The organism is Corynebacterium meridianum, assembly GCF_016342265.1.
GTDB lineage: Bacteria > Actinomycetota > Actinomycetes > Mycobacteriales > Mycobacteriaceae > Corynebacterium > Corynebacterium meridianum.
The window spans coordinates 80,851-94,019 of sequence record NZ_JAEIOS010000010.1 but is presented as its reverse complement, the minus strand read 5'-3'; the positions used below and the strand labels follow the sequence as shown (position 1 = coordinate 94,019).

The window sequence follows — 13,169 nt, the reverse complement described above, 5'->3', positions numbered from 1 at the left end:
ACGGTTGGGAAGCTGGGGTCGGGGTCCGGAGTCGGAGGGGCCATGGGTAACTGTGTTGCATCTCTGGATATGGACGTGATCGGAGAAATAGATTGGATGGTTCGCCGGTACTCCCACTGATCCCGCGTCCTCGGTAGGCTCGTTCCATGGGCATCCCGGATGCCCCAGAGCAGATAGTGAGCGTCTGGAGACGCTGTGCAGTATTTTCCCGGGCGCTGGGCCTGTAAGGCAGCGCACCAAACTACCGAAGAAGGAAATTGATGGATAGGGAACAGTACCGGGCCTCCAAATTTGGAGAGGTTCGTACCTGCCGGATAGGTCCACCCTTCGATTATTATCTCCCCAAGAAAATACCACGCAAGCTGCCTGAATCGGCGGAATTGATGGCGATCCTGTCAGAAGCGGACGCAGCGCTCGGGAGACTTGACGGACTGGGCTCGATTGTTAAAGATGTCAGCCTGCTGATACGTCCGTATCAGCAGGCTGAGGCAGTGGCGAGTACCAGGATTGAAGGTACGAGAGCGACCATTTCAGATGTTCTGAAGAGCGAGTTGTCGCAGAGCCAGAACAGTGACGATACGAGAGAAGTCCAGCGCTATCTCTCAGCTTCAAAACTCGCCTATACGTTGTTGGAGTCACTACCGATTAGTCAGCGCTTGATTTGTCAGGTGCACGCTGACCTAATGTGCGATGTAAGGGGAGCTGAAAGGAATCCAGGTGAACTGAGACGAAGCCCAGTTTGGATAGGTGGAGTATCAGCGACTTTGAATACCGCTCGGTTCGTCCCTCCCGTCGCCGATGAACTACCTGCTCTGCTGACTGACTGGGAACGTTATGTCAATGAGGAGCGCAACGACATTCCGGTACTCATCAGAGCGGCCCTCATGCACTATCAGTTCGAGACGATTCACCCCTTCCTTGACGGGAACGGGAGAATGGGACGACTCCTGATCAATCTCTTTCTCAAGAGTTCGGGCAGGTTGAACGAGCCACTGCTCTATCTCTCAGGCTATTTTGAGAGAAACCGGGATCGATATTACGAGACACTCCAGGCTGTCCGAGAGGAAGGAGACGTGGTTCCTTGGCTGCGGTTCTTCCTTGAGGCTGTCCGAGATCAGTCGATTGATGCCGTCGAGCGCGCACAAGGCCTAGTGGAAGTCCGGGAGAGATTCCGAGAACAGGCGAGGGGCAGCGGAAAACCCAATCTGTACGGCCTTGCTGACATTTTGATCGGTATGCCGATCGTGACCGTGAAAAAGGTGCAGAATGAACTCGGCATTTCGAATCAAGGAGCTCGAAATGTACTCAACCTCGCGTCCTCCCCGGAGTATGCCTGGATCACGAGTAGGGGGAAGTTCGGTCGTGGAGCGGCGGAATACTGGGAGGCGACCGAGGTACTCGGTATTCTGGAACGAGATGTCGAACGTTAGACCATTGCGCGGCCTCCGCGTTGCTTCACCAATCGTGGAGCTGGCAGTCTGCGAATTTTGCGGGATCCGGGTGGAACTGGGGTGACCGGCTGAACAAGGCGTCGTGGTTCACCTCATCTTGAGACCTCCGCGAACCAGTCGGCCAGATGGTGGGTCCCCGTGCATTGTCCGACAGCGTCACCCGTCATCGCCTCGGCGAAGAACCGGGCCAGGTTTCCGTGGCGCTCGCTGATCCGGGTCGCGGTCCAGACCGCCCCGTCGAGAACCCACCCGGGTATCCGCAGCGTGAGTGGTTCGGTTCCGACAGCGTCCGCGGCGAGTCGGACGACGTCCCTGGCGGTCAGAACATCCGGTCCGCCAACCTCGACCCGGATCGGGTCCCGGCCCGTCTGCGCCCCGGAAAGGTCCGCGCAGAATGCGGCGAGGTCCGCCCCGTGGATCGGATTCAGCCGGAGGCCCGGGTCCGGGGGACGGAACACGACTCCCCTCCGGGCGAGCGTGACATAGGCGGCCATGTCGGAGAAATACCCAGAAGGGTTGACGATCCGACCGCCCACCGGAGAGGACTCCAACGCCGCGACGAAGGCGGTCTTGGACCTCGCGACCAGCGAGGTTCCGTGTTCCATCCCGATCGCGCCCACATAGAGCATCGACTCCACCCCGCTGCGCTCGGCCTCGCGCAGGACCGCGAGGTTCGCCCGGAAATCGACGTCCCACGGGCTCGCCTTCTGGTGGGTCACCCCGAGTGCGGAGAACACCCGGCCCGAACCTCCGAGGATTCCGGTCACCTGCGCCGGATCGGTGACGTCGGCGCGAACCAGCTCCGTGTGCGTTCCGGTCAGAGCGGGCGCACCGTGCGGGCCCGGTTGAGCGGCGCGGTGGGGATCGCGGACGACCGCACGGACGTGGTGCCCGCGGTTGTCGAGGTCCGCGACGATATGACGTCCCAGGTACCCGGACGCTCCGACGACGGTGACCGGTCGATCAGGCATTTTCCACTCCCGTGATCCAATTTGCTGTACGGGACCGAGCCTACGCCCGGGCACCGGGTGAACGGTCCGGTCACCGACGCGGGAGGAGGGGGACGAGCGGCGGGATCCACCGGTCAAACGGCCGAGCGAGCGGCGGCGGCACCACCGCCGGGTCGGGTGGCACCGGGAGTCCCGGAGTACCGCGTCCCTTCGGAAGTAGGCCGTGAACCGCGTGTTCGGTAGGTTGGAGGGAGCATTTTTCTTCAACAAGAAAGCCTTTCAACGTTATGAGCAACCGTTTCGTGGACCGCGTGGTCCTGCATCTGTCCGCCGGCGACGGCGGGAACGGCTGCGCCTCCGTCCACCGTGAGAAGTTCAAGCCCCTCGGCGGCCCCGACGGCGGCAACGGCGGGCACGGCGGGGACATCATCCTCGAGGTGTCGCCCCAGGTGCACACCCTCCTCGATTTCCACTTCCGTCCGCACATCAAGGCTTCCCGCGGCGGCAACGGCGCCGGTGACCACCGCAACGGTGCCCGGGGCGGGGATCTCGTCCTCGAGGTCCCCGCCGGCACCGTCGTCCTCAACGAGGACGGTGAGGTCATGGCCGACCTCACCTCGAACGGGATGCGCTACATCGCGGCCCAGGGCGGGCACGGCGGCCTGGGTAACGCGGCGCTGGCGTCCCGTGCCCGCAAGGCCCCCGGCTTCGCCCTGAAGGGCGAGCCCGGTGAGGAGCACGACGTCATCCTGGAGCTGAAGTCGATGGCCGACGTCGGACTCGTCGGTTTCCCGTCGGCGGGCAAGTCGTCTCTGGTCAGTGTGCTTTCCGCGGCGAAGCCGAAGATCGCGGACTACCCCTTCACCACGCTGCGCCCGAACCTGGGTGTGGTCAACGTCGGCGACGGTACCTTCACCATCGCCGACGTACCGGGTCTGATCCCCGGTGCATCGACCGGCAAGGGCCTCGGCCTGGACTTCCTCCGGCACATCGAGCGCACCGCGGTACTCGCCCACGTCGTCGATGCAGCCACCCTCGAACCGGGCCGCGACCCGGCCAGTGACATCGAGGCGCTCGAGGGGGAGCTCGCCGCGTACGAGTCCGCGCTCGACAATGACACCGGTCTGGGGGATCTGCGGGATCGGCCGCGGATCGTCATCCTCAACAAGGCCGACATCCCGGAGGCGGAGGAGCTCGCCGAGTTCGTCCGCGCCGACCTGGAGGAGCAGTTCGGCTGGCCTGTGTTCGTCATCTCCGCCGTCGCCCAGAAGGGTCTCGAGCCCCTGAAGTACAAGCTGATGGAGATGGTTGAGAACCACCGCCGGGAGAACCCGATCGCGGAGTCCGACGCCCGCACCATCGTGCGTCCGCAGCCCGTCGACGCGAAGGGTAAGACCAGGGACTTCGTCATCGAGGCCGATCCCACGGAGGAAGGGGCCTTCCTCGTCCGCGGCGAGAAGCCCGAGCGCTGGATCCGGCAGACCGACTTCGAGAACGACGAGGCCGTCGGATTCCTCGGCGACCGGCTGGCGAAGCTCGGCGTCGAGGACGCCCTGTTCAAGGCGGGTGCCAAGGCCGGCTGCACCGTGACCATCGGCGAGCTGTCCTTCGAGTGGGAACCGATGACCGCCGCGGGCGTGGACCTCACCCCGACCGGTCGCGGTACTGACGGCCGCCTCGAGCAGACCGGCCGCGTGTCCGCCGCGGAGCGCAAGCGCGCCTCCCAGGTGCGCCGTGGTCTCATCGACGAGTTCGATTTCGGCGACGGCGAGGAAGCCGACCGCGAGCGCTGGCAGGGCTGACCCACCACATGACGACGCCCGTCCCTCCCGGAGGTCCACTTCCCGAGGGCAGGCGTCCGGCGTATCCGGATACTGGCTCTAGACTGTCCAACATGACGAGGACTTCCGTTTCCCCCTCCCGATCCGACGCCGAGACCGCTCTGCGGACCCGGATCACCGCCGCGCGCCGTGTGGTGGTGAAGATCGGTTCCTCATCCCTCACCGGGCCGGACAACCGGGTGGACCCGGCTGCGATCGACCGCATCGTCGATGCGGTGCAGGCGCGCCAGGGGGCGGGAACACACGTGATCATCGTGTCCTCCGGTGCGGTGGCGTCGGGGATGGGTCCGTTGAACATGACCGAGCGACCCACCGATCTCGCGGGCAAGCAGGCGGTCGCGGCGGTGGGCCAGGTGTATCTCGCGCACGAGTGGGGCCGGTCCTTCGCCCGCTACGGGCGAACCACCGCGCAGGTTCTGCTCACCGCCTCCGACGCCGGTCGCCGCGACCGCACCCGGAACGCGCAGCGCACGCTGGACCGGCTGCGCCTGCTCGGGGTGACGCCCATCGTGAACGAGAACGACACCGTCGCCCACTCCGAGATGCGCTTCGGCGACAACGACCGGCTGGCGGCGATCGTAGCCCACCTCGCCGGTGCGGAGGCCCTCTACCTGCTGTCCGACGTGGACGGACTCTACGACCGGAACCCGGTCGATCCGGCGGCGCGGTTCATCGGTGAGATCCGCGACGGCAACGACCTGCGTGACGTCGTCGCCGGCGACGGCGGGAGGGTCGGTACCGGGGGAATGGCGTCGAAGGTCTCGGCCGCGCGCCTCGCCTCCCGGTGCGGGGTACCGGTCCTGCTGACCTCCGCGGAGCAGATCGGCGCCGCACTCGACACCGGCGACGTGGGCACGGTGTTCCACCCGAAGACGACGAGGATCTCGGCGTGGAAGTTCTGGGCGCTCTACGCCGCGGACACCGCCGGTACCCTGCGCATCGACGCAGGAGCGGTGCGCGCGGTGACCGGGGGCGGCAACTCGCTGCTCGCTGTCGGGATCACGAGCATCGACGGGGAGTTCCACTCGGGAGACATCGTCGACATCGTGGGCCCCGACGGGGAGGTCATCGGTCGCGGTGAGGTCGCCTACGACGCCCACACGCTGGCCCCGATGCTGGGGAAGCAGACCTCCGAGCTCCCGGAGGGCATGCAGCGCCCCGTGGTGCACGCGGACTACCTGTCGGACTACGCCTCACGGGCCTGAATGGCGCTCGATTCCGTCGCCACCCGCGCAACACAGGCTCCGGCGGAACCCGGTGGCCGGAATCCACCACACACGCCCCGCACCTGCGGCGGTGTCCGCCCGAGTGCCTCGGCGTCGGGGCGCCGGAACCCGGGAACCCCCGTCGCGAGTGCCGGGGTGAAAACGCGCACCTGCTGCCGGGGGAAGCGGCTAGGTTGGAGCGACAACACACGATTCGACGCCGCGCCGGGCATATCCTGGCGTGGGAAAGGAACGGCCACAGATGAAGTACGTCATGGGGACACGGGAGTGGGACAGCATCGTGGAGGCGCTGTCCGGCCGCGGGCACCAGCGCGTGGAGGATCTCGCCGACGCCGATTTCCTCGTGTTCAACGGCGTGCCCGGTGATTTCCCCGAGTCGTTGCCGGACAACATCCGCTTCGTCCAGCTGTGTCTCGCGGGCATCGACGCATTTTTCGACGCCGGTCTCATCGACGACACCCGTCGCTGGGCGAACGCCTCCGGTGTCTACGGGCGCCCCGTCGCCGAGTCCGCGGTCGCGTTGCTGCTCTCCGCGCTGCACATGCACGTGCACGTCGCCCGCGAGCGCACGTTCGACTCCGCACCCGATGTCCACGAGGGGACCGGATGGCTGTTCGGCGCGACCGTCGCCGTCATCGGTGCCGGTGGAATCGGGCATGATCTGATTCCCATGCTGACCGGATTCGGGTGCGAGGTCATCGCGGTGAACAACTCCGGGCGGCCCGTGGAGGGCGCAGCGGAGACCGTCACCGCGGAGCACACCGACGATGTTCTGCGCCGTGCGGACCACGTGATCCTCGCGGCACCGTTGACGGAGGCCACCCGCGGGATGATCAACTCCCGGACCCTGGGGCTGATGAAGGACACCGCGGTACTCATCAACGTCGGACGCGGACCGCTGGTGGTCACCGATGATCTGGTGACCGCCCTCGAGGAGGGGCAGATCCGGGCGGCGGGCCTGGACGTCACCGATCCCGAGCCGCTGCCCGACGACCATCCGCTGTGGGGGATGGACAACGTGGTCATCACCCCGCACACGGCCAACACCTTCAGGAGCATGCAGCGCCTCATGCCGGACGCGGTGCTTGCGAACCTGGACGCCCTCGAAGCGGGGGAGCGGATGCCCACCGAGGTGGACCCGGACCGCGGCTACTGACCCACCGCGGGGTTCCGCTCACCCGGGAAGGTGCGCCCTGTACCGGGTGATGATCTCGGGTTGTCCCTTCCGCGCCACCGCCAGTTCCAGCCTGGTCACCGGGGCACCCAGCCCCTCGCCGATGAGGTGGGCGTAGAGCCCCAGCTGCCGGAAGTACTCGTCGGCGGTGCTCGCGCTGAGCCCCGCGTCGGTCTTGTAGTCGAGGATCACCCAGCCGTCGTCGTCGCGGTAGATCAGGTCGATGATGCCGTCGACGGTGATGTCCCCGACGCACCCGGCGACGGCCAGTTCCCGGTGGTGTTCGCCAGCGAGCGCGCGCCGGATCAGCGGGGACGAGAGGAAGCTCTCCGCTGCGCCACGGACGGAGGCCGTCTCCAGGTCGGTGAGTCCCGTCAGCCGTGCCGCACCGGCGGCCAGTTCCTCGACTTCGCCGGGATCGGTGACGCGCTCCATGACCCGGTGCACCGCGGTACCGAACGCGGTGCCGTGGTCCTTTGACACGGGTGCCCCGGCGAGCCGGAATCCGGTGCCTCCGTCGGCGGGGGCCGGATAGTCGTCCGGGAGGTCGGTGAGGGCGGGATCGCCGTGGGCGAGTCGGGTGACCGCCGCCCGGCCCGGACGGCTCACGGCCGACAGGACGGCGGCGTCCACCTCACGGGTGTCGCGCTCGAGTTCGTCCGGCCGTCGGGCGGCCGGAGAGCCCGCGGTCGCTGCGGGTGCGATGTCCGCCAGTCCGGCGAATTCTACTTTCCCGGGGTCCAGCAGTTCGTGCAGGAGGTATCCGGCGCAGTCCCTGCGGGGTTTCCCCTTGGCGGTCAGGGCGGGTTCCAGCGGGATGAGGAGGACAGATTCCGCGCGGGTCGCCGCCACGTAGAGCAGTCGGATCCACTCCGCCTCCGACGCGAGCTTCTCTGTCTCGGACCAGGCCTCCCATTCCGGGGTGCGCAGCTGCGTGCAGCTGGCGCTGAGCCGCATCGCCACCGTGCCGCCGGTCGCCCTGTTCAATCCGATGTCCGCGGTGTGGGTACGTTTCCGGCCGCTGAGTCCGGCGAGGATCACCATCGGGAACTCGCGTCCCTTCGCGCCGTGCACGGTGAGCACCCGGACGGCGTCGACGTCCTCGGTGTCGATGACCGGCTCAGCGACCCGGGAGCTGGTGATCGCCTGGGTATCGGACCACTCGAGGTAACCGCGCAGGTCTCCGCCGACCTCCCGGCTGTACTCGTGGGCGTTGTCCCGTACAGTGCGGATCCGGTGGAGCGCCGGGGTCGGGTCGCGTCGGAGTTCGGCGGCTACGGCGTCCATGTTCAGCGCGTCGATGGTCGTGGCGACGATTCGGCCGACGGGTTGCCCGGACGTCGCCCCGGCGAGTGTCCCGAGCAGGTCGAGTCCCTCCGCCACGGCTGACGGGGAGACGGAGCCCTCGTCGCCGTCGTTCGAGTTCCGGGGGAACCGGAACCGGTGACCGTCGGCCCGCCAGTCTGCGAGGTCCCCGTCGGAGCAACCGATGAGGCCGGTGCGGAGTGCCGCAGCCACGGTGAATTCGTCCGCCGGGTCGGCGATCGCCCGCAGGACGGTGTGCAGGTCGACGATCTCGGTGCCCTGGTAGACCAGCGAGGAATTCTCGCTGATGCAGGGGATACCGGCGTCCCGCAGCGCGGCCATCGTCGCCCGGGCCGCCTTGTGCGTCACGGACAGGACGGCGATGTCGCGGAGCCGGAGCGGAGCCGACTCACCCGGTTCGGATCCTCTCGGGTGGTGGCGCCACCGGCCTGCCAGGGCAGCACGCACGGCCGTGACAATGTCCCTGTTCTCCGCTTCCTCGGGCGTGAGTTCTTCTTCGTTGTCGCGGTTGTTGTTCATCACGACGACGCCGCAATCCTCGACCGGGGCACCCGGGCGCGCGGTCAGTGCCGCGAAGGGGACGGTGTTCCCCTGTCCCTCGCCGGTGGTCCCGGCGTCGGCGAACAGGGTGGAGAAGACACCGTTGACCCAGTCGATGACCGGGGCGGAGGAACGGAAGTTCGTGGTGAGCTCGACGAGCTCGGACCGTCCGGTGTTTCGTGCATCGAGGTAGGAGTCGATGTCGGCGCGTCGGAAACGGTAGATCGACTGCTTGGGGTCGCCCACGGTGAACAGGTGGCCGGGGAGCGGATCTCCGCCGTTGCCCGCGATCGCCCGGATGATGCGGAGCTGCGCGGGGTCGGTGTCCTGGAACTCGTCGATCAGCAGGTGGGTGAACCGGCGGTGGAGCTCGCCGCGGACGGTCTCGCGGGTGTCCGCGGCGATGTCCCCGACCGCTCCCGGTTGTCCGGTGAGCAGTCGGTCGGCGACGTAGATCAGGTCGTGGAAGTCGAGTGTGCCGCCGTTGATCCGGCGTTGCGCGGTGTCGACGACGTGGCAGGCCATGACGTGGCGCACCACACTCACGTGGTACGCCGGCATCTCCGCGTACCTGGCCGCCCAGTCCTCGCCGATGTCGCGGAACCGGTCCTTGGCGTCCTGGATCGGGATCGACCAGTCGGCGGTCCTGCCGCCGCGGCCGCTGGAGAACGACGGCGGTGCCAGGTCCTCCGGTGCGGGGTCGGGGTGGGCGAGCAGTGCCTCCGCGTTGTTGAGGCACGTGGCCACGGTGACGGCGAACTTGTCCTCGCCGTTCGTGCAGTTCCGGAGGAGTTCGCGGAGGCGCCGGATGTAGTCGTCGACGTCCCGGGAGCCGATCGGTTCGGGTTTGACGAGGGGAGCTGCGATCGTGGGGCCTAGGTCGCCCCAGTGCTCGTCCATCCACCGGACACGGTCCCGCACGGCGGTCAACCAGTCCCCGTGAACCGACAGGGCGGCGAGGCTCTCCGCGAACCGCGCGCCGCTCACCCGGCAGTTGGGCAGTTCCGTCAGATCCGGGATGCTGCCGCTGATCGTCTCGTCGCAGAGAGCGAGGAACCCGGCGGCGAGTTCATCGGACGCGAGGAGGCTCGTGAAGTCGGAGGCGACCCTGATGGTCGGTGGGACACCCGCTTCGAGGGGATGGAGGGTGATGATGCGCAGGCAGAAGGCGTGCAGGGTCTCGATGGCCGCCGCGGGAAGCTGCTCGAGGGCGGCCCGGGCGTTCCGGCGTGCGGTGTCGGTGTCGGCGAAGCGCCGGACCGCGATGCCCGAGTCGTGCACGCCGGTCGAGGCGATGGATTCGAGTGCGCGGCGGAGCCGTTCGGCGAGCTCGCCCGCGGCCTTCTCCGTGAAGGTGATCGCCGCGATGTGGTCGACGGGGACTCCTTCCTCCGCGATGAGGGTGATCAGGCGTTGGACGAGGAGATGTGTCTTCCCCGATCCCGCGCCGGCCTCGACGAAGAGGTTGGTGTCGGTGGCGGTCGTGATGGTCCGCCGTGCTGCGTCGTCCTGGAGCGTGGGTGCGGTCATCGTGATCACTGCTTCCTCGGGTCTGCGGTGGGGGTGGTTCCGGCATTCGCGTGGTCCCACGGGTTGTTTCCGGGGACGAGGGGGAGTGGGTCGAATCCCCGCTCCGCCAGTGCCGCGGCCGCCCTGTCGTAGTTCGCGGCACCCAGCCGCAGATAATTCGGCCGCGGCAGGTCCCCGGTGTTTCCGGTCCGACTCTGGGGCGGGAACACCCCGGAGCCGATCAGCGAGTGCAGGGCGCCGAGCTTCTCGACGAGATGCGCGAGCACACTGCCGTCGACGGTGATGGATGACGTTCGCGTCTCCCCCTGCGGGGTGCGGTCGGTGAAGAACCGGTACCGGGACTCGATGCCGGGTGGGTCGAGGTCCGGTAGCGCCACCAGCGGAGCTCCGGTCGCGGCCCGTGCCGGCATCCGTAGGTCGGCGAAGAGTGGTGTCGCGGCGTCGAGCGCGGCGTGGACCGCCGCGCCGTACAGGGCGAGCTGCAGCCGGAGGATGCTCTCGCCGGTGGGGTGCTCCTGGTTGATCTTCCCCGAGTAGAGCTGTCTGCCCGACTTGTAGTCGGTGATCCGGAGGATCCGGCGGGCGGGGTGGTAGTCCAGCCGATCGATGGATCCACGGAACTTCAGGACCGGGCCACCGGGCAGCGTCACCTCGAGCGGCGGTGCCGCCTCCCCTTCGTCCCGGTGCACACCGCCGAAGGTTAGCTCGGCACCGACCGGCACCCACCCGTCGACGGCATCGGCGCGTTCCTCCACGAACCAGGCTCCCACCGTGGTGTGCACCTCGGAGCGGAATAGGTTCCAGCGGGCACCTGCCCCGGACGCGGGAGCCATGTCGGTGAGCTGTTCATCGGTGATGGCGTCCAACCGACGCCGGGCCGCATCCCAGTCGATGTCCGCGGCGCAGGCCGGCCGGGGGTCGGTGTCCAGCCAGATCTCCCTGGTCCAGAGTTCGAAGATCCGGTGGTAGACGGTTCCCCGGTCGCGGGGATCGATACCGGCCCCCGCGGGAGCGTCCTCGAGGATCCGGCAGCCGAGGACCCGCTCGATGAAGAACGTCAGGGGAGAGACCGGATAACTCTCCAACGCCGTCGCCGAGAGCTCCCGGTCGAACAGATCGGTGGTCAACCCGGGGATCCACCCGTTGTACGTGCTGAAGGGTTCTCCTGCCGCGGCGCCGGTGCCACGGGCCCGGATGATGTCCGCCGATCTGTGGATCTTCGGATCGGGATTCCCACCGGCGAGGATCTGCGCCAGCAGGAGTTCCTGCGGGTCCGCCGGAATGGTGTCTGCTCCCTCCCCGGACAGGGAACCGACCAGGCCCCCGGAGACCAGCGTCGGTTCGATGTCCAGGAGCCGGGACCGGCCGACGCCGCCGGAACCGTCGCAGTGGCTGCGGGGATAGCTGATCACCGCGTGTCCGGGGGCGGTTGCGCACGCCCGCCGGAACACCTCGGTGCGTGTGTTCTGGATCTCCTCCGGGGTCTGCCCCCGCTGCGCGAAGGTGATGGCGCTGGACTCGTTCACGGAACCGGGCAGCGCAGCCTCCGTGGCTCCGAGGATGATCACGGCATCCAGGATCCTGCCGGGAAGATCATCGATCCCGCCGATGGAGACACCGTTCACCGGTGTCTCGACCGGCTGGAGTTCGTCGAAGAAGGTGGCGAACAGCTCGGTCGCCAGATCCATCCGGAACTGCGGCAGCTGGGCGCCCATCGTCGCCAGCGCGTCCACGGCCCTGGTGATCGTGGCCAGCGCAGCAGCGCTCCCCGGATCGCTCGCGGGGCGTAGATGAGCGGCCGCGAGACCGCGCAGGGATTCCGTGAACCCGTCCCAGGTCGTCGTCCCCCACAACCCGCCCAGGTCATCGCGGAGGGAGAGGACCCACCGCCGGATCCGGTGTACCTCATCCATCCCCGGATCAGCGCCCGGCTCCGTTTCCGGTTCTTCCAGGGACTCCCAGTCCGCGACGGTGTCGAGGCGGCGGGCGCGTCGGGTGGCCCGGTCGAACGCGGTCAGGCGGACCGGTGCGTCGTCGGCCGGGTTCCGGATGACCCCGGTTCCGAGGACCGCCGCCAGCCCCCGGCGGGGCAGATCGTCCGGATCGAGCTCCAGAATGCGCAGCAGCGCGCGGATCTCCGGGGCGTCCGACCACCTCAGATCCGAGAACCCGGTGAAGGGCACCGATGCCGAACGCAGGGCATCGGCGAGCCGCCGGCCGTAGTCCGGGCTGCACCATCCGCAGGCGATCCGGTGCGGTGGGGTGCCCTCCGCGATGAGTCGCCGGACGTGGCGGACCACCCGCATCACCTCATCGTTCTCGTCGCTGCAGGACCACACGACGGGTTGTCGATCGTTCTGCGGACCGTCCTCCGGGGCACGCTGCGGGCCCGTGGACGAGGAGACGCTGTCAATCCGGATGGCATCCATGCGATCGAGGAACCACCGCTGCGCCGGATCCGCGGGCAGAACATCGACGACGATGACGGCGGCACCGTCGGGCGGCGGGGTGAGGGCGTGGCGGCACGCATCCTGCCAGGTGAAACAGTCGGGATTCAGGTCCCGAACCCGGCGTGCGATGTCGAGGCACGCGCCGGGCAGGAGCCGGCCGTCGGTGTTTCCCCGCAGGTGCTCCGGAAGGCTGAGGAGTTCCGTCACGATGGTCACCAGTGCGCGCCGCGTCGCAGGTTGATCGGCGGTACCGTGGCGCACGAACTCGTTGTCCGTGTCGGTGAGCAGCCGCATGACCGACCCGGTGATCCGGGACCGGTCGAGCAGCTGACGTCCGTCCTTCCCCTCCGTCAGCTCCGCAGCCCTGTCCAGGATGTACCCGGTGCAGGAGGTGACCTTCACCCCGAGAACGGTGCCGGCCGAGGTCAGTTCCTCGAGGATGTCGCCGCGGGCCCGCGGCCCGCAGATTATCGTGACCGGGCGGAGCGGGGAATTCTCGCGTACCTTCCCGATGGCTGTGGCGAGCTGGGCTGCGACGCTGGTGGCGCTCATGCGGTGGTGATCCTTGTCGTTGCGCCTCCGGGGTCGAAACCTCGGGCGGCGGGGGACGGTGACTCGATGTCCACGAGCTTAGCGGCGGGCGGGACACACACCCCGTCCCGGATCGACGGGGTGTTCGAT

Annotated in this window: 7 protein-coding genes; 4 read left to right on the top strand and 3 right to left on the bottom strand. The window is 67.9% G+C overall.

Annotated features, from left to right (window positions below; genetic code table 11):
• The first annotated feature begins 260 nt into the window (after positions 1–260).
• On the top strand, positions 261–1,430 hold the full coding sequence (locus tag JDV75_RS02765; RefSeq protein WP_198737739.1) for a Fic family protein: 1,170 nt from the start codon (positions 261–263) through the stop codon (positions 1,428–1,430).
• Positions 1,431–1,543: 113 nt separating this feature from the next.
• On the opposite strand, the gene JDV75_RS02760 is transcribed toward JDV75_RS02765, so the two are convergent.
• Positions 1,544–2,422, bottom strand: coding sequence for an SDR family oxidoreductase (locus JDV75_RS02760; RefSeq protein WP_198737738.1), 879 nt, complete (start codon positions 2,420–2,422; stop codon positions 1,544–1,546).
• Between the two features lie 266 nt (positions 2,423–2,688).
• Between JDV75_RS02760 and obgE the strand changes: the two genes are divergently transcribed.
• From obgE to JDV75_RS02745, 3 genes are all read left to right on the top strand, one after another.
• Positions 2,689–4,203: a GTPase ObgE gene (gene obgE / locus JDV75_RS02755; RefSeq protein ID WP_198737737.1), complete on the top strand. Its 1,515-nt coding sequence runs from the start codon at positions 2,689–2,691 to the stop codon at positions 4,201–4,203.
• A 92-nt stretch (positions 4,204–4,295) separates the two neighbouring features.
• The gene (proB, locus tag JDV75_RS02750) at positions 4,296–5,447 is read left to right on the top strand and encodes a glutamate 5-kinase (RefSeq protein ID WP_198737736.1); all 1,152 of its coding nucleotides are present in this window, start codon (positions 4,296–4,298) and stop codon (positions 5,445–5,447) included.
• A gap of 262 nt (positions 5,448–5,709) precedes the next feature.
• Positions 5,710–6,624 (top strand): D-isomer specific 2-hydroxyacid dehydrogenase family protein, encoded by a 915-nt coding sequence (locus JDV75_RS02745; RefSeq protein WP_198737735.1) that lies wholly within the window; start codon positions 5,710–5,712, stop codon positions 6,622–6,624.
• 18 nt (positions 6,625–6,642) lie between these two features.
• Here JDV75_RS02745 and JDV75_RS02740 read toward each other — a convergent pair whose 3' ends face one another.
• Together JDV75_RS02740 and JDV75_RS02735 are read right to left on the bottom strand one after the other, a co-directional pair.
• On the bottom strand, positions 6,643–10,038 hold the full coding sequence (locus JDV75_RS02740; protein ID WP_198737734.1) for a UvrD-helicase domain-containing protein: 3,396 nt from the start codon (positions 10,036–10,038) through the stop codon (positions 6,643–6,645).
• A gap of 5 nt (positions 10,039–10,043) precedes the next feature.
• Entirely contained in the window at positions 10,044–13,040 is a 2,997-nt protein-coding gene (locus JDV75_RS02735) for a PD-(D/E)XK nuclease family protein (RefSeq protein ID WP_198737733.1), read from the bottom strand.
• Positions 13,041–13,169: the final 129 nt, after the last annotated feature.

Excerpts from the sequence above, each read along its gene's own strand:
- JDV75_RS02765 (WP_198737739.1), top strand. The coding sequence starts at position 261 with ATGGATAGGGAACAGTACCGGGCCTCCAAATTTGGAGAGGTTCGTACC.
- JDV75_RS02760 (WP_198737738.1), bottom strand. The coding sequence starts at position 2,422 with ATGCCTGATCGACCGGTCACCGTCGTCGGAGCGTCCGGGTACCTGGGA.
- obgE (WP_198737737.1), top strand. The coding sequence starts at position 2,689 with ATGAGCAACCGTTTCGTGGACCGCGTGGTCCTGCATCTGTCCGCCGGC.
- proB (WP_198737736.1), top strand. The coding sequence starts at position 4,296 with ATGACGAGGACTTCCGTTTCCCCCTCCCGATCCGACGCCGAGACCGCT.
- JDV75_RS02745 (WP_198737735.1), top strand. The coding sequence starts at position 5,710 with ATGAAGTACGTCATGGGGACACGGGAGTGGGACAGCATCGTGGAGGCG.
- JDV75_RS02740 (WP_198737734.1), bottom strand. The coding sequence starts at position 10,038 with ATGACCGCACCCACGCTCCAGGACGACGCAGCACGGCGGACCATCACG.
- JDV75_RS02735 (WP_198737733.1), bottom strand. The coding sequence starts at position 13,040 with ATGAGCGCCACCAGCGTCGCAGCCCAGCTCGCCACAGCCATCGGGAAG.